The organism is Bdellovibrio sp. HCB2-146, assembly GCF_047345725.1.
GTDB lineage: Bacteria > Bdellovibrionota > Bdellovibrionia > Bdellovibrionales > Bdellovibrionaceae > Bdellovibrio.
In genome coordinates this window covers 270,791-286,685 of the sequence record NZ_JBLEQP010000002.1, presented here as the reverse complement: position 1 = coordinate 286,685, position 15,895 = coordinate 270,791, and the positions used below count along the sequence as shown (strand labels likewise).

The window sequence follows — 15,895 nt, the reverse complement described above, 5'->3', positions numbered from 1 at the left end:
AGCCTCTTTAAAGGCTTTTTCTGGGGGTTTTATGAAGGCCGTTTTCAGCATCTTTATCGCAGTCATTTTATCTGCCTTTTTAGGTGCTTGTTCAAAGTCTTCAAAACCTAATAAGCCTAAAGATGATTCAGGCATTCGAACTCAATCCGAATCCTGGCAAAAAGATTTTCCTACTCATTGGTGGCAACCAATTTCACGAGATCAAGCTCAAGCCTGGGAAATTTTGCCTCAAGATGCAGGTTTTAAAGAAGTTATTTTAAGCAAACGAAATGAACTCGGAATCTTATCGAATTTTGCTGAAACTCCATTTGTATTTCATGGCATTTGTTATCCGACGATCGAAGCCTTCTGGCAGATGATGAAATATCCTGAGTCCCGCGAAGATATTCGATGGTCCTGGATTCAAAAATGGAAATACACGCGCCAACAAGTCTCACAAATGAACGGATACTCCGCAAAACATGCTGGTAGCTTTGCAAACTCATTGATGGAAAAAAATCAAGTCAACTGGGTCACATTTGAAGGTCGCCAAATTCAATTTTATAAAAAAACTCCTGGCGAACATCATGATCTTATTGCTCAAGCTTTGCTTGAAAAAGTTCGCCAAAACTCGCAGGTCTTAGAGATTCTTTTGAAAACAAAAGATTTAACTTTAAAACCTGATCATCATGTTGATGAGAATTCACCACGCGAATGGCATTATAATTTGCTGTGGATGGATATACGCTCTGGGCTTCAAAATGGAACGATTTCTCAAGAAACATCCGAAGATATCTCTTTGAAAACCTGCAAAGCTAAATCTTACCCGACTCGTAACTAGACCTGGTCTTTTGAATTAGTTGTCGTCGATTTTACCTTTGAGGTCGATAACAGCACTATTAACCCACTCACCCGCTTTATTTTTAAGCTTAATGTTCACTTGAAGTGGATTTTGATCGTCTCGCTCAAAGATCTTGATAATGCGACCATGCTTTTCCGGGCCCGAAACAGGAATCTTATCTCCTGGGGCATACTCTTGAAGGATATAAATGCGTTTCAAACCATTTGGATCCATGCCACCAGCGATGGATGTTTCATGTTGGCGCGGGAAATAGTTTTTCCACGTCGGATCTGTCAGTTTAAAGCTTGAGAAATCAACGACACCGTATTTTGGCTGCAAGAATTCAAACACCATATGAGTTGTTCCTGAAGCAACGCTTGAACTGCGATCAACATAACCCTTATCCATCGCAAAACGAAAGGCAATCGTGCTTAAATCCGCCGCTGAAACAAAATATGTTTTTGCAGAGTTTGGAGCTGTATATCCCATATGTTTTGCCGCATGTTGAGCCGCTGTTTCAACAACTCGACCTGCAATTAAATCCGCATTGAATTGCAACAACGCATGTTTGGTTAATTCCACGCGATCATCAAAAATACTTCGTGCAACTTCAGAGGCAAAGCGACCTTTGTACGATTTAAAATACTGCAAAATATTGCCATCAGTCAGTGCCCACGGATTCGAAACACCACGGAATAAAGTCGCGTCTGTGAAATAATATTGCTCGAGATAGTTCTTAAAAGATTCAGGCAACGTCTCAAAATTCTTAATAAACTCTGTAGGTACCAGCAAAACTCGAGCTGTTTCAGGAATGTCTTTGTTATAATGAGTTTTCACATAGTCTTTATAGCCATTAAAAATCGACTCAGAAGTTGTTTTTGATGAAACATTTCCAGTCATCAAAACTGTTTGATAGTAAGATTCAAAGATCAGAGCTTCCTCACGAGACAGACCATTACTCAAATCTTTAAGTTCTTTTACAAGTTTAGCAGTTTTTGCAGAAGCAACACCTTGAACAGCGTCTTGCATATAAGCTGTCCATTCTGCAAATGAGTCCGAGACTTTTGGTCTAAAACCGCGATCTAAGGATGCGACGATCTTATGTTTCGCAATGAATGTGTCGACGATAGCTTCTGCCAATTCATTATTACGATTTAAACCCAAGCGTCCCATCGAGCTTTCGATATGCGAAGCTTTGCTTGAAAAAATCGACTCGAAATAAAGACCCAAGGATTTTACACGCCATTCAAGCATTGCCAAAGCTTGCGGAACTTCGTTCGGATTGTTTTTAATACGAACTTCTGCTTCATTTAAAGACCAAGTTAAAAGGTCATTTAGAATAGCTGTGTTTGCAGCCGCTGATTTTTCAGGATCTGCTGTTTGACGAGACTTAAGATCCTTCACCAACCCTTGAGTGTCTTTAGAAAGAAGATCAAAGAAACGATCTGCCGTCTCGTGATTCGGATAAAAGATCTCCCCGATTTGAAGATTTTCTTTATCAATCACCCCGATTTTGGTGAGTTCTTTTGTCGGCTTAAAACTCAAGAATGGGTTTGCTTTTATGTTACGTACTTCAGTGGGATTTAAAATTGAAAACCCTTTAAATGAATAACTCCCAATCACGCGAGCATCATTTGAATCTCGGAATTTAAGAGTTGCTTTACCATCCGTTAAAGCTCTGTGAGCTTTTTGAATTCCCGAAATCGTAAGTCCTTCAGTACTTAAAATCCCAAGAGCTTGATTGTAAAGAGCTGCAGAAACTTGTTTTTGACCAAAGAAAGCATAGGAAAAATCCAACTTGCCAAGATATTCCGCGATAAATGCATCTTCAGGTAAAGCCGTGCGAGGTTTTGCGGTGATTTCAATTGCCGTTGTAGATACAGATTTACGACGCGAAGGTGATTTTTCAGTTTTTACTTCCTCATTCGCCTTGGCAAGAGTTGATCTAAAACCAAACAAGCCTTCACAAGTTTTAGCTGCGGCGGCATGTGTCTCAAATGAGATCAAAAAGAGAAAGGCAAAAAGCATCGAAAAAAGTTTTTGAGGCTTCATTATTGATCACCCTTTGTAGTTTTAAAGTACTCAACTTTATAGTCTGTAATTTCTGTTGTGGGCTGAACACCAATACGCAGAAGAGACTGAGTTAAAATAGGTTTCAAAGCTTCCATCGACTTCTGACGGCTTTTTTCTGTCCATTTTGTATAGTCCTGCGGAGTCTTTGAATTTAAAAGATCCGAAACTACTAAATAAGCTTCAAAGTGTACCGTCGGCGCAATTACGCCCGCTGCTTTTTGAAGCTCTACATCGACAAGATCATTTCCATCTGCAATTTCTTGTTTCAGCCATCGTTTTGATTCGAGAGCTGGAGAATCAACATGCACATGTTCACCACTGCGCTGAACCAGACTAAAAGTTGTGTTACTTAAAATCATTCGTCCATTACCATCCGCATACGTTTGTGGAGAGACCACATCGCCAACTTGATAAATAGGATTTAAAGACCCCGCCGTACCTAATAACAGAATATTTTTAACGCCATGATTTTGGAGTGCTTCAATCAATACCGTCGCACGATCGCCATATTCGTTATCAATAAACCAAACCTTTTTTCCATTCGCAAAAGTCATGGCTTGAACACCCATATTTTGTAGTTCGTGTTCCATGAATAAAGGCTTGATCCATTTCTGAGTCGCATATCTGTGATTGGTGGCGAGATAAGCTTCGCGAGCTTTCACAGGATTATTCTTGGTGATGATCTCAAATGATGTATTTGAAAAACCAAAAACAACAAGATCAGGCACCTCTTTTAGAGCTCTAAAGGTTCGGCGATAAATAATATTATAAGAAACAAGCTGGCCTTTGGAGTAAATGCGATTCTCATCCACGCGAGCCAGGCGCAAGAAACTTAAAACCTGCAGATAACGACTCTCCCCGTTTACATTTGTAAAGACAAAAGCCGAGCGACCGTTTTTAAACTCCACGCGAACGACATTAAACGCACCAAAATCGTTTGGAATTTCTTTAATCTTCACAACATCGGGAGCTGTGAAGAAGTTCTTATAAAGAGTTCCTGGGCCTTGCAAAATAATGTAATCAACGTTTTCGTTATGAACTTCGGAAAGTGTTTCTTTGCCGATTTTATTGCGTAAATAAGAAGGCACATCTTCAATTGTGTGAGGAGCATAAGGATCTAACTCATCAATAATACGCGGGAAAGAAAAGAATCCAAAGACGTCTTGGCAAGACTCCTGAGCTTGTGCATACGAGGCAAAGCCAATAGAGAACAGCAAGCTTAGAGAAAGCTTCCCCAAACCCCGCAAAACGGAGCTTTTCAAACTCTTTACACGCTCATAATTTAACAAGTACATGAATCCCTCAAGCCAATTACGTTCTTCGCCACCAAGGCATTTGCTAGATATGTTCCAGCTATAAATGCCTTGAATTGGATTTGAGGGGGTATGAGATGTCTAGATCGTAATCACCAGACCTAAAAGTGGCCTTGGTCGCAAGCTTCAGGAGTCGCCCAGAACAAGCTAGAAGCTTTCACCTTTTCAGGTTCGCTATTCTTTTTTGCTGACAGTTTTGTTGTTTCAATCGTCATTTTACAGCAACGAAGCTGACGAACGCTTCCTTCAGCAGTGAAGCAACTTCCGCGGGAATCTCTTTGCATATTAACGCCGAGACTGGAGCAGCCCTGCCTTTCAAATTCTTCGCAGCGAGGATATTTTATGTCTGATGTACGTGAGTCAGCCTCAGCCCACAGGTTTGATTTCCCCACTAAAACCGGATCCCACATACCAACACTCAAAACCTGGTTTGCTTTAAATTTAATGTATTTTCCCTGTGGGTAGTTGAAGTCACGAAGGTCTTTAGCCACTTCATCAGGATACTTCATACCATCACAAGCCGTATTGTCGACCTCGAAGGACATATTACGAGCGACGACTCCATCGTAAAAGAGGCTTCCTAAAAAACGTTTTGTTTCGAAAGAGGACCAGTGTCCTACATAACCAAGTTTAACAACATTTCCATTCCACTTCTCTGGAAGCGCACTCATTCCTTCAGCTTGAAGAACAGTGATGGATTCAGCACAATCTTTTTGCCCAGCCAACCACATGGCACAACCGGCTTTAAAAAAGCCGACCTGACTTTCAGGATATTGTCCTGCCTGACAAGCACAATAGGTTTTGGCTTGAACCATCGAAAAAGACAAAAGCGTCGCTAAGAAAATAAAAACTATTTTCATCCAAAGACTCCCGTTGCAGTTTTAAAAACACTCCGGAGAGCGCAAAATGCAAATCAGGATCCCTACTCAGATATTTTATATTGGATTTAAAATGAGAAAGCCTTCCCTTTTTACACGGGAAGGCTTAATGCAGGCACTTTATAACGAGCCGTTAATGTTATTCAAATGTCCATTCTTTAAAGCCGGCCTTTAAAGCTGCAGCTAAATCTTTACGATCAATCTCATAGATATTGCAGTTACCAGTTGGTGAACCACAAACTTGAATTCTCATCATGCCATCGTTTTTATTGATACTGGAATAAGTCTTAATACCTTTAAGATCTTTTTCCATTTCATTCAGAGGAATAGCTCGACCTTGACCACATTGAAGTGATCCATCTGGTTTATAAACTCTTACACGATCTTGAGAAGAAGATGAATCCGCACCAGCAGCCACAGCAGCCTCCGCACCAACTTTAGTTTGAGCTTCTTTTTGCGTGCGACATTTTGCTGTCGAGCAAGCCGACATCAATGCCACAGAAGAAAGTAGAACAAGAACGAGCTTCGTCATCTTTGACTCCTAAAAATAAGGGGCGCGCACCCATCCAGCATCCAATGCCCACAGGTTGGCTTCACCCGAAATAAAGTAAACGCGATCATTTTTTTCATCAACTAAAGGAGCTGCCAGAATACCGCGACCTGGTTCCATACTTCCTAAAAGTTTGCCCGTGTTTTGATCTAAGAAAAACATACTTCCTTGAGACTCCCCAAATACCAAAACACCTTTAAGACTTTTAATAGCCGTTCCGATGCCTTCATTGAGCTTATGAGTCCAGATCTTATCGCCATTTGCTTTGCTAAGAGCCCAGATTTCTCCGTTAGTCGTTGGATAGAAAAGTTTGTCACCGATGACAGTCACAGCGCTGTAACCACCGCCATCTACACGCCACAAGATTTCGCCCTTGTCGGCAGAGACGCAGTAAAGTTTGTCGTCATAGCCTGCGATATAAATCAAATCACCATCCAGAACTGGAGTTGAATCGATATCACGGAAACGTTTGTTACGATTTAATTGCGCTTCCCAAACAACATTGCCTGTTTTTGCGTTCAGTGAAACCAAAGAACCATCTGAGAAGCCAACAAAAAGATTTCCATTACGAAGTGCTGGAGCCCCTCCGCCACGGATAGAGAATTGAGACGTGTCTTGACGAGAGTACAACCACAACTGACGTCCTGTTGCTGCGTCAAGAGCATAGAATACGTTATTTCCGGCCAAGAAATAGATCACACCTTCATACAACAAAGGTTCAGAAAGGTTTTCGGCTTTAGTTTGAAAAGCCCATTGTACTTCTCCGGTGCTCGCGGCAATTGAATAGAAATTTCCATCGCTTGCACCAAAGAATAAACGGTCTTTGATAAGAGTGGCACTTGGTTCAACACCATTGACGATTGGCAAACGCCATTTCAAGCGACCCGACTCACGTTCATAAGCCGTCACGCCGTCCATCGCATTACCTTGAATCAAAAGATCGCCAGCGATAACTGGCGTCATGCGATTGATCTTACGGAAGCCAAGATTGTCTTTCTCGGTCGTGCGGCGAACCCAAGCTGTTTTCACTTGAAATTCGCGTTTGTTGTTTTTCTCCGTCCAGTTGTCCATTTTCTCGTTAAGAGTCGTACAACCAAATAGGAACAGACTAAGGGCACCAAGAAATACAAACTTCATGTTTTACTTCCTAAAAAGAACTAAAGATTTTTCTTCGCTTTCAATAGACGCAAGTACTTTTGCGCCTCACGAGCCGCTGCGAAGTCCGCAGTTGCATCTTCTTTTTTCGATACTTGAGTATAAAGCTCTTCTGCTTTTGCAAGATCATTCATTGTCTCAAAGCAAAGACCCATGCGAAGTTTTGCTTCGTCTTGAGCAAATGCCAAAGCTTTTGAGTTCACAATGTTTTGCCATTTATCAACAGCTGCTTTGCAATCCGCTTTATTAGCGAGGATATTACCTGCTTGCATCCATACAAGGGCCGAAACAGCGTCTGAAGATCCAAGACCTTTTGTGACTTTATCAAGAGCCGCTAAAGCCTCGTCGTTTTTACCGTAGTTTGAATAAATCTCACTCACATTCAAAGCTGCCATTTGTGCTGCTGTTGTATTTGGAGCTGATGCAATAAGAGCTTCAAAATCAGCCAAAACTGTTCCGTAGTCTTTTTGCATATCACCAGAAGCTTTTTTAGAAGCGTCTACTGGAGGAGCTTTTGTTTTATCTTTTGCCGTAGCGGCCATCAATTCCGCACGAACAGCCTCATCAAAGCCACGCTTTTTCTCGTTGTATGCTTTTTCGATAAGGAAATACTTCTCTTGCTGAGAAACTTCTTTTTTCTCAGACATGTAGCTCCAAAGCGACCAGCCGGCACCCAAAACGATGAACGCAGCGATTGCGCCCAATACCAATTGAGAGTGGCCTGTAGTCCATACAAAGCCTTGGCGGAGTGTTTTCGTAACTTGATCTGGTGTTTTAAGATCTTCTTTAGAAATTTTTGTGCTCAAGATATTCCTCGCTGTTTATACACTTCGAGGAAAGATTGTTCTAAGAGACTAGACTATTGTCAAAGAAAAAGCCCCGTTTTCAGGGGCTTTTTCTGGAAAATAAGAATGAAAATGGATAATTCTTAACGGTTGTTTACTTCTTTGAGAGTCGTAAACGCGCGTGATGATTTTCCTGGGTGGCGTTGCTTCAAACGGCCGATTGTCGCAATGCGCTCTTCAGCAACACGGTCAGCAGCTGTGTGCGTACCGATATTGTCACGTTTTGCGATCTCAAATACTTTAAGCATGTTGTCGTATACGCGGCGTGTTTTTTCAAACGCTCTGTCTGGAGAGTAACCCTCAAGCTCTACGAATACGTTCATCAAGCCACCAGCGTTAATAACGTAATCTGGAGCGTACAAGATGCCCAATTCTTTCAATTGATCACCGTGACGTGCTTCTGCCAAGACGTTGTTCGCGCCACCCGCAATAACTTTTGCTCTGATTTTAGAGATGCTCGTGTCGTTAACAACAGCACCCAAAGCACATGGAGCCAAGATATCGCACTCAGCGAATACGATTTCTTCAGGGCTTACAGCTTTCGCGCCGTAAGTTTCAGCCATTTTTTTAGTACGAGCCATGTCGATATCAGCAACTGTCAAAACAGCACCTTCTTCAACCAAGTACTTCACAAGGTTAGAACCTACGTTTCCAAGACCTTGAACAGCGATGCGCATTCCTTTAAGTGAATCTGTACCGAATTTTTCTTTTGCAGAAGCTTTAATCCCCATCAAAACACCGTGTGCTGTGTATGGAGATGGGTCACCGGATCCACCGAAGTCTTTAGGAATACCAGTCACCCATGGAGTTTCCATGTAGATGTGTTCCATATCTTGAACGCCCGTACCAACGTCTTCCGCTGTGATGTATTTACCGTTCAAAGAGTTTACGAATTGACCGAACGCACGGAACAATCCTTCTGATTTTTGAGTTTTTGGATCACCGATAATAACAGCTTTACCGCCACCCAAGTTCAAACCCGCAGCCGCGGCTTTGTAAGTCATCCCTTTAGAAAGACGAAGAACGTCAACAAGAGCTTCGTCTTCGTTCTTATAGTTCCACATACGAGTTCCGCCCAAAGCAGGTCCCAAAGATGTGTTATGAATTGCGATGATGGCTTTAAGACCAACGTGAGGGTCGTTACAGAAAACGACTTGCTCATGGTCACCGTGCTTGGAAATAAGCTCGAAAGTACCCAAAGTAAGCTCCTTCTTTTTAGAATTGCCCGGTGATCATGTTTTGATTTGAGTAAAAAGACTAGTAATAATGCACTGCTGCTATTTTACCACACCAAGGCATGATCATTCTGTTAGCAGAACCTAAAAAAAGAACGGGGAGTCTAGCACTCCCCGTCTGAAATTACATTTTTTCTGGAGCCGGAATTCCAAGAACCGCAAGTCCTTCTTTTAAAGTCTTGCCGACAGCAGCACTTAATGCCAAGCGCGCTTCGCGGATGTTTTCATCCTTCTCAGTACCGATTGGACACTCGTGATAGAAGACATTGAACTTCTTCGCGAGTTCATAAAGATAAGTACAGATCGCAGCAGGTTTGAAATTTTCAGCTGCTTGCGCCAATGACGTATTAAATCCAAACATCGCTTGCATCAGCTGACGCTCACTAGCGTGAGTCAGTAGATTCCATTGCGGCTTATTTGAAGTGCGTGGGAATTTACGCCCCAAGCTAGCAATACGCGCATGGGAATACTGCACGAAAGGTCCTGATTCGCCATCAAGTTTCAACCATTCGTCCATATCAAAGATGATTTTCTTATTCGTATCCATACGAAGCATACCGTAGAAAATCGCACCTTTTGCCACCTGTTCCGCAGTCGATTCGATCTCTTGTGCCGACCATTCGTCTTTATAACGTTGTAAGTAATTCGTCTTTACATGTTCTTGCATGTTGTGAACAAGAGCGCTGAGCGGGACGATATTTCCCTTACGAGAACTCATCGCGCCATCTGGCAATTCCACATAATTATATTGAAGATGGAAGCAATTTTTCGCCTGTTCAAACCCCAGCATTTCCAACACACGGAATACTTGTTTAAAGTGCAAAGCTTGGCGCATATCGACGATATAAACGCTTTTTTCAATCTTAACGTCTTCGAATTTATGTTTCGCCAATAGCAAATCTTTAGTCGCGTAAAGACCCGTGCCGTCCGATTTTAATAGCAGACAGAAACCGAGTTTTTCTTCTTCTAGATTTTTACCGATCGCGCCTTCAGACTTTTCAAGTTTTCCTTCAGCATAAAGCTGCTTCACCCAAGCAACCGACGGAGAATCCATTTCCGATTCAAAATACCATTCGTCAAAATGAACACCAGCCCAGTCATAGATCTTTTTCATCAGATCGATCGACCACTGACGAGTTTCAAGCCACAAATCATAGTAAGGGCCCGTCTTGCCTTCAAGTTGATGAAGAATCGCTGTTAATTCTTGGCGATTCACCTCTTCTTGAGGTGTGCCGTTTTGATCTTCTAAAAGCAAATGCGCTTTTGAATACATGCGTCCCAACCATTCGCCTTTTCCTGTTTCAGGAACCGGTTCTTGATTGTGTTTTTTCATGTACCAAAGACATTTTGCAACGTGTGTTCCCATATCACCGGGAAAAGTAGAAGAAACGATTTCACGACCTGCATAACGAAGCATGCGGACGATTGAGTCACCCAAACACAAATTACGCATATGTCCCACGTGAAGTTCTTTATGCGTATTGGGCTGAGAGTATTCAATCATTGTTTTTGGAGATTTTGAAACAAGTTCTTTTTTAAAGAATTGGCCACTCAAAATATCATTCAATACAAGCTCACCAATTATAGCTGGCGAAAACGTCAGATTTAAATAAGGACCTGCGGCTTGTGCTTTAATAAGATGTGCGTCGATTTCAAGAGCGGCCGCGATTTCTCCAGAAATAGCTGGAGGTGCTTTTTTTAGTGCTTTTGCGAGCAAGAAGCAACCAAACGCCAAATCCCCCATGTCGGATTGAGGTGGTTCAACGAGAGCTTTATAGATTTCTTCTTCAGTTGCCTGAAGGTTGAGCTTCCCTAAAGCTTGGAGAATTTTTTTAGTCGCTAAAAGTCGGATTGAATCGTGTTTAATCATCTTATTTTCCAATGAACGTCAAAGTAGCCCAACATAAACTGAGTAACAGAAAAAATATACTCATCTTGCGGTGAAAATTCAGGTCTTTTTTGAAGCGATTCAAATTCGCTTCTAAATTTGCCTTTTCCGAGAGCAAAAGATCCAATTTCTGCTCCAAAAGTGCCTGCTGCTGAAGTCTTTGATCGCGTTCCTGATCTAATTCCGCCAAGGCTTTTTGATGCAAAACCTGCGGGTTTGTCCCCGTAAAATAATGCGGCGTTAAACCAGGGATTTTTTCTCGCAAAACCATGTACCACTGCAAAGCTCGCCAAATATGCGGGGGAGCTTCGTCACCTTGTTTTGTCCAACGAGTCCAACTGGAAGGATCGACCATTAATAATTGGGCCATTTTTCGTTGTGAAAGCCCAAGATCCAAACGAACGGACTCCAAAGACCCCATTTGACGGCGCATAACCGTGACTTGAGCTTCGTAATTCATTCGAAGAGATGTTTTAGAACGGGGACCTACCTCCTCCTCTTCAAAGCTCTCGTTTAAAACGTCATTTTCAAAAAGGTCTGGGGGTATGGGTTGAGCCTCAGTCTCCATATAAACGCTCCTAGATCGTTGTATTTCACAACATTACTATTGGATTTCACAATAAATAGCGTTGTAGAATACATATATTGTTGTTCTAAGAGTTTTGCAGGGTCAAGCTAAGTATTTGAAACCACAAAAGAATCCTTCCAGCCATACCCCAGATACCCCTTTTTCAAATCAGACTTAATCTTATAGTCATAAGCTTAAGCACTAAATATATGTTTTTATTGTTGTTTTAAATATGCTGATTTGGATGGTGTTCATTCGATGCATCGCGTTATCTAAACCTAGGCCATGAGTAAACAAAAATAATTTACCTATCAACTCTTTTGATTCAGCGCATCACGAGGAACCCCTTGCCATCTCTATCTGGACCCTGAATCATGAATTCATGTCATCGGCAGCTCGGTATCAGCTCAACAAAACCAAATATCTTCTTCCACCCGAAACGGAACGTTTGCGAAAGATTCTCACGGATTTTCAAGACAAGGATCCACGCAATTGTTTGATGATTTGGACTGCTTTAAGAACCGGCGCCCGCGCTCAGGAAATTTTGAACATTCAACGCAGCGATTTAAACCCCTACGATGAAACGATTTTTATCCGGGGAATTAAGAACTCAAATGACAGAGAAATTCCGGTTCATTCCGATTTTTTTGGCCGCCTTCATCGCTTTGCAGAGCAACAAGGCGAACAAAAGATCTTCGACATCACATACACACGTCTTTATCAGATCTGGGAACTCTATAGACCCATTCCTAAGAAGTTTCATTCTTTGAGACATACCTTTGCGATCGAGCTCTATAAAAAGACCAAGGATATCCGCTTAGTCCAGGTCGCTCTTGGCCACCGCAATATTGCAAACACCATGGTCTACGCCGATTACGTTTATTCTCAACAAGAACTCAGAAGACTTATCCTTTAAGGGGCAGTCGGATGGCGCTTTTTCATCGATTTAAAAGGGAAAAGCCGCTTCCAGGGGGGATGGAGAGCGGCCTTTTGGGGGCAATTCAATTTAAGAGCAGAACCAGAAACTATTCTTGATCGCGGATTTCAGTCGCGAGGCGATCGAAACCTTCATCAGCGCGATATTGTGTTTTTTCCTTCTGGAACACCAACAAGTCTTTCTTTGTTGGAGAGTTATAAGAAGTTCCAGAGTTTTCTACGATCACGATGCGCTCTCTTCTGTTTGCATCAGCAACCGCTTGGCGAGTTTCAGCCATGTTACCTTTAACAGAGTCATGAAGTTCAGTTTGCGCCTTTACGTTTTCAGTGATCAGCGCGTTAAAATCTGCAACTTTCGCGAAACCCATTGTTGGGATCATCATTGCGATCGCTACTACGATTTGATTTTTCATAACTTGCTCCTTGGTAAACTTTGCTCTTACAAACCTATAGAGCAAGCTCGGTGCCAAGCGGGTCCTTTTTATTTTGATCTGGGAAACGGGCTGTGACATTCTCGGGAGTAAATTGGCTGACAGGTGTCTAAGTTCTAGTGATTTTAGGTTGCCCGGCCGTGATTTTGTCTCAAAATGAAACAAAGATTTACTTAAATGCAGGTGGATTCTCAAAATGATTAAGAGCCTCTTTCCGACCTTTATATATGATGCGCCTCTAAAGACTCAGGGACTTACTCAACTTAATAAAGAGCTCAAAGCAGAAGCCCTTAAAATTGCAGAGATTGATGAAGAAGGTCAGGCTTGGTCAAAAAAGAACTATCCCGGTGGCTTCACATCCTACGGATCTATGGCGCAACTTCATCTGTTTTCAACGACTTTTGAATTGTTAAAAAAAGACCTGGATAAACACGTCGCTAAATTCGTAAAGCATCTTGAAATGGATATTAATCCCAAAGAATTGCAAATGAGTTCTTGCTGGGTCAATGTCATGCCCACAAGTGTTTATCACAGCATGCATATCCACCCGCTTTCCGTGATCAGCGGAACTTATTATGTTCAAACACCGAAAAATTGTTCTGCGATCAAATTTGAAGATCCACGTATGGTTGGTTTTATGGCGTCACCACCTCGTAAACACAATGCGAAGCCTCACAACCAACGTTTTCATTCCATCGAACCCAAGGCCGGCAATGTGATTTTATTTGAAAGTTGGCAACGCCACGAAGTTCCTGCCAACGAATCAACACAAGAGCGTATCAGCATTAGTTTTAACTACGACTGGGTGTAAGAGTGAGTTTAAAGATTGAAGGTCTGACAAAAAAATATGGAGATCGAGAAGTTCTTAAAAACTTCTCTCTTGAGATTCCAAGCGGCAGTTTTACAGCTGTCGTCGGACCTTCTGGTTGCGGTAAATCGACATTACTCAGACTGATGGCAGGACTTGAAACTCTGACTTCAGGAAAGCTTTCTTATGACTCAAATGAAAATCAAGATTTGGGTTTCGTTTTTCAAGATGCACAATTGTTAACTTGGAGAACTGTTTCAGAAAATATTCTGTTACCCCTGGAGCTTAAAAAAGTTTCTCTTTCAAAAGAAGCAGCTCAATCAAAGGTCCAAGATGTTCTTAAAAAAGTAAAACTCGAAAATGTAGCGGATCTTTTTCCGCATCACTTATCCGGTGGCATGAAAATGCGTGTATCATTGGCGCGCGCTTTGATTTCAAATCCTAAATGGCTTTTTATGGATGAACCCTTCGCGGCCCTTGATGAACTCACACGCTTTGATATGCAGGATCTTCTTAAAGACCTGTGGCTCAAAGAAAAGATCACCGTGGTCTTTGTGACTCATGCGCTGACGGAAGCGGCCTATTTGAGTGAGCGAATTGTTATGTTAAGCGGAAAAAATGGTTCTATTTCAGGAGATGAAAAGCCACCGAAGACAAACTTAAACGGTGAAGACTTCAGAGCCTCAACGGAACTCAATCAATTTGTTAAAACTCTTTCTGAAAGGTTGCGCGCATGAAGAAACGAATGCCAGCCTTGATTCTTTTTATTGTTTTAACTGCACTTTTGGAAATTTTCGTTCGGACGGGGATTATTGAATCAACTCTCATCCCCTCCCCTTCGATGATTTTGCAAACTATGGTCGAGATGAAAGCGGATTTCGCCGAAGCTTTCAAAAGTACTTTCTTAAATACTGTTTATGGCTGGATTCTGAGTATGATGGTAGGAATGGGTTTAGCATTCCTATTCTCACTGTCAGCGCTTTTAAAAAGAGCGGTGTTGCCATTCGCCGTGTTTTTCCAAACAGTGCCTATCATCGCCATTGCACCCTTATTGGTTATCTATTTCGGCTTCGGCAGTCCAACAGTTATAGCAGCAAGTTTTATTGTTTCATTGTTCCCGGTGATCGCAAATACACTTGTAGGTCTTGAAAGCCCGACTGCAGGACAATTAGAGCTATTTCGAGTATACGGTGCGGACTCGTGGCAAATCCTCACCAAACTCCGCCTACCAAGCGCTTATCCATATGTCTATTCAGGACTTCGCATCTCAGCAGGCCTTTCGATTGTCGGCGTGATCGCCGGAGAATTCGTTGCCGGTGGCGGACTTGGTGCCTTGATTGACTCTGCCCGCACTCAACAACGAGTGGATATAGTCTTTGCCTGTCTTTTATTATTGTCTGTGATGGGACTGCTATTACTAGCAGCATTGGGTCTTATTAATAAAAAACTGTCGTTCTTAAGTTCGGAGAGTCTATGAAATCCATAGCAATTATTTTTGCTTTATTGTTCGCACAAACCGTTTTCGCGAAACCGGTTGAATTGATTTTAAACTGGAAAGCAGAGCCTGAGTTCGGGGGGTTTTACGCAGCTCAGATTCAAAATCTTTACCAAAAGTACGGAATTGACGTGAAAGTTGTCGAAGGCGGCTCTGGAACTCCGACTGTGCAAATGCTTGCAAATGGAAAAGCTGATTTCGCGATTGTGAGTGCTGATGAAATCATCTTGTCGCAAGATCGCAATAAGAAAAACAAAGTCAAAGCACTCTTCGCCGTTTATCAAACAGCACCTTACATCATCATGACTCACCAAGAGCGCGGCTTTAAAACATTGAAAGACGTGTTTCAATCAGATGGCCTCCTCTCTGTTCAGTCAGGACTGCCATACTTTCCGTACCTAGTTAAAAAGTTCGGCAAACCAAAGGCCCAAGTCGTTCCTTACACTGGGGGAGTTGCTAACTTCATAAAAGACAGTAAATTCTCACAACAAGGGTTTGCAACGACAGAACCAATAGCTGCTGAAAAAGCGGGCGCGAAAATCAAGAATTTCCTAATCGCCGATGAAGGATTCAACCCTTATCTCGTCGTTCTCGCAACAACTGAAGAAGTAATTAAAAAGAACCCTGAACTTGTAGAAAAAATGGTGAGAGGTTCTAAAGATGGTTGGAATTTCTATCTGCAGAATCCTAAATCTATCAATGAACACATGGCAAAACTTAATAAATCGTTGGATTTAGATACTCATAATAAAGCAGCCGAAATTCAAAAACCATTTATCGAAGTCAAAGGCGTTGAAGTTGGTAGCATGTCCGAAGAGCGTTGGACGACACTTGTGAATCAACTTTATGATCTAGGCCTAATCAAAACCAAACCTTCCGCAAAAGATTTGGTTCGATAGT

At 42.1% G+C, this 15,895-nt stretch carries 16 protein-coding genes; 6 read left to right on the top strand and 10 right to left on the bottom strand.

Annotated features, from left to right (window positions below; translation table 11 throughout):
* The first annotated feature begins 31 nt into the window (after window positions 1-31).
* On the top strand, window positions 32-820 hold the full coding sequence (locus ACLWOR_RS12280; protein ID WP_413941034.1) for an NADAR family protein: 789 nt from the start codon (window positions 32-34) through the stop codon (window positions 818-820).
* 15 nt (window positions 821-835) lie between these two features.
* Here ACLWOR_RS12280 and ACLWOR_RS12275 read toward each other — a convergent pair whose 3' ends face one another.
* The 9 genes from ACLWOR_RS12275 to ACLWOR_RS12235 form a co-directional block, all read right to left on the bottom strand.
* The gene (locus ACLWOR_RS12275; protein ID WP_413941033.1) at window positions 836-2,872 is read right to left on the bottom strand and encodes a hypothetical protein; all 2,037 of its coding nucleotides are present in this window, start codon (window positions 2,870-2,872) and stop codon (window positions 836-838) included.
* Window positions 2,872-4,188, bottom strand: coding sequence for a hypothetical protein (locus ACLWOR_RS12270; protein ID WP_413941032.1), 1,317 nt, complete (start codon window positions 4,186-4,188; stop codon window positions 2,872-2,874). The genes ACLWOR_RS12275 and ACLWOR_RS12270 overlap by 1 nt, the downstream gene beginning before the upstream one ends.
* 119 nt (window positions 4,189-4,307) lie before the next feature.
* On the bottom strand, window positions 4,308-5,066 hold the full coding sequence (locus ACLWOR_RS12265; RefSeq protein WP_413941031.1) for a hypothetical protein: 759 nt from the start codon (window positions 5,064-5,066) through the stop codon (window positions 4,308-4,310).
* Between the two features lie 157 nt (window positions 5,067-5,223).
* Window positions 5,224-5,616: a hypothetical protein gene (locus ACLWOR_RS12260; RefSeq protein ID WP_413941030.1), complete on the bottom strand. Its 393-nt coding sequence runs from the start codon at window positions 5,614-5,616 to the stop codon at window positions 5,224-5,226.
* A 9-nt stretch (window positions 5,617-5,625) separates the two neighbouring features.
* Window positions 5,626-6,771, bottom strand: coding sequence for a PQQ-binding-like beta-propeller repeat protein (locus tag ACLWOR_RS12255; protein ID WP_413941029.1), 1,146 nt, complete (start codon window positions 6,769-6,771; stop codon window positions 5,626-5,628).
* A 20-nt stretch (window positions 6,772-6,791) separates the two neighbouring features.
* Window positions 6,792-7,595, bottom strand: coding sequence for a tetratricopeptide repeat protein (locus ACLWOR_RS12250; protein WP_413941028.1), 804 nt, complete (start codon window positions 7,593-7,595; stop codon window positions 6,792-6,794).
* A gap of 122 nt (window positions 7,596-7,717) precedes the next feature.
* Entirely contained in the window at window positions 7,718-8,833 is a 1,116-nt protein-coding gene (locus ACLWOR_RS12245; protein WP_413941027.1) for a Glu/Leu/Phe/Val family dehydrogenase, read from the bottom strand.
* Window positions 8,834-8,993: 160 nt separating this feature from the next.
* Window positions 8,994-10,739, bottom strand: a complete 1,746-nt coding sequence (argS, locus tag ACLWOR_RS12240; RefSeq protein ID WP_413941026.1) for an arginine--tRNA ligase — start codon at window positions 10,737-10,739, stop codon at window positions 8,994-8,996.
* A gap of 1 nt (window position 10,740) precedes the next feature.
* Window positions 10,741-11,325 (bottom strand): hypothetical protein, encoded by a 585-nt coding sequence (locus ACLWOR_RS12235; protein ID WP_413941025.1) that lies wholly within the window; start codon window positions 11,323-11,325, stop codon window positions 10,741-10,743.
* A gap of 382 nt (window positions 11,326-11,707) precedes the next feature.
* On the opposite strand from ACLWOR_RS12235, the gene ACLWOR_RS12230 reads away from it, so the two are divergent.
* Window positions 11,708-12,241, top strand: a complete 534-nt coding sequence (locus tag ACLWOR_RS12230) for a tyrosine-type recombinase/integrase (protein ID WP_413941024.1) — start codon at window positions 11,708-11,710, stop codon at window positions 12,239-12,241.
* Between the two features lie 109 nt (window positions 12,242-12,350).
* On the opposite strand, the gene ACLWOR_RS12225 is transcribed toward ACLWOR_RS12230, so the two are convergent.
* Window positions 12,351-12,674, bottom strand: a complete 324-nt coding sequence (locus ACLWOR_RS12225) for a hypothetical protein (protein WP_413941023.1) — start codon at window positions 12,672-12,674, stop codon at window positions 12,351-12,353.
* 214 nt (window positions 12,675-12,888) lie between these two features.
* On the opposite strand from ACLWOR_RS12225, the gene ACLWOR_RS12220 reads away from it, so the two are divergent.
* From ACLWOR_RS12220 to ACLWOR_RS12205, 4 genes are read left to right on the top strand one after another with little or no spacing between them, the layout of a single operon-like run.
* Entirely contained in the window at window positions 12,889-13,503 is a 615-nt protein-coding gene (locus ACLWOR_RS12220; RefSeq protein WP_413941022.1) for a TIGR02466 family protein, read from the top strand.
* Between the two features lie 2 nt (window positions 13,504-13,505).
* A complete protein-coding gene (locus tag ACLWOR_RS12215; RefSeq protein ID WP_413941021.1) occupies window positions 13,506-14,237 on the top strand; it encodes an ABC transporter ATP-binding protein in 732 nt (243 codons plus the stop codon).
* Window positions 14,234-14,977: an ABC transporter permease gene (locus ACLWOR_RS12210; protein ID WP_413941020.1), complete on the top strand. Its 744-nt coding sequence runs from the start codon at window positions 14,234-14,236 to the stop codon at window positions 14,975-14,977. Before ACLWOR_RS12215 ends, ACLWOR_RS12210 begins: the two co-directional genes overlap by 4 nt.
* On the top strand, window positions 14,974-15,894 hold the full coding sequence (locus tag ACLWOR_RS12205; RefSeq protein ID WP_413941019.1) for an ABC transporter substrate-binding protein: 921 nt from the start codon (window positions 14,974-14,976) through the stop codon (window positions 15,892-15,894). The genes ACLWOR_RS12210 and ACLWOR_RS12205 overlap by 4 nt, the downstream gene beginning before the upstream one ends.
* The last annotated feature ends 1 nt before the right edge of the window (window position 15,895 follow it).

What these genes read in the sequence shown, in the direction of transcription:
- ACLWOR_RS12280 (WP_413941034.1), top strand. Translation starts at nt 32, where the DNA reads ATGAAGGCCGTTTTCAGCATCTTTATCGCAGTCATTTTATCTGCCTTT.
- ACLWOR_RS12275 (WP_413941033.1), bottom strand. Translation starts at nt 2,872, where the DNA reads ATGAAGCCTCAAAAACTTTTTTCGATGCTTTTTGCCTTTCTCTTTTTG.
- ACLWOR_RS12270 (WP_413941032.1), bottom strand. Translation starts at nt 4,188, where the DNA reads ATGTACTTGTTAAATTATGAGCGTGTAAAGAGTTTGAAAAGCTCCGTT.
- ACLWOR_RS12265 (WP_413941031.1), bottom strand. Translation starts at nt 5,066, where the DNA reads ATGAAAATAGTTTTTATTTTCTTAGCGACGCTTTTGTCTTTTTCGATG.
- ACLWOR_RS12260 (WP_413941030.1), bottom strand. Translation starts at nt 5,616, where the DNA reads ATGACGAAGCTCGTTCTTGTTCTACTTTCTTCTGTGGCATTGATGTCG.
- ACLWOR_RS12255 (WP_413941029.1), bottom strand. Translation starts at nt 6,771, where the DNA reads ATGAAGTTTGTATTTCTTGGTGCCCTTAGTCTGTTCCTATTTGGTTGT.
- argS (WP_413941026.1), bottom strand. Translation starts at nt 10,739, where the DNA reads ATGATTAAACACGATTCAATCCGACTTTTAGCGACTAAAAAAATTCTC.
- ACLWOR_RS12235 (WP_413941025.1), bottom strand. Translation starts at nt 11,325, where the DNA reads ATGGAGACTGAGGCTCAACCCATACCCCCAGACCTTTTTGAAAATGAC.
- ACLWOR_RS12230 (WP_413941024.1), top strand. Translation starts at nt 11,708, where the DNA reads ATGTCATCGGCAGCTCGGTATCAGCTCAACAAAACCAAATATCTTCTT.
- ACLWOR_RS12225 (WP_413941023.1), bottom strand. Translation starts at nt 12,674, where the DNA reads ATGAAAAATCAAATCGTAGTAGCGATCGCAATGATGATCCCAACAATG.
- ACLWOR_RS12220 (WP_413941022.1), top strand. Translation starts at nt 12,889, where the DNA reads ATGATTAAGAGCCTCTTTCCGACCTTTATATATGATGCGCCTCTAAAG.
- ACLWOR_RS12210 (WP_413941020.1), top strand. Translation starts at nt 14,234, where the DNA reads ATGAAGAAACGAATGCCAGCCTTGATTCTTTTTATTGTTTTAACTGCA.
- ACLWOR_RS12205 (WP_413941019.1), top strand. Translation starts at nt 14,974, where the DNA reads ATGAAATCCATAGCAATTATTTTTGCTTTATTGTTCGCACAAACCGTT.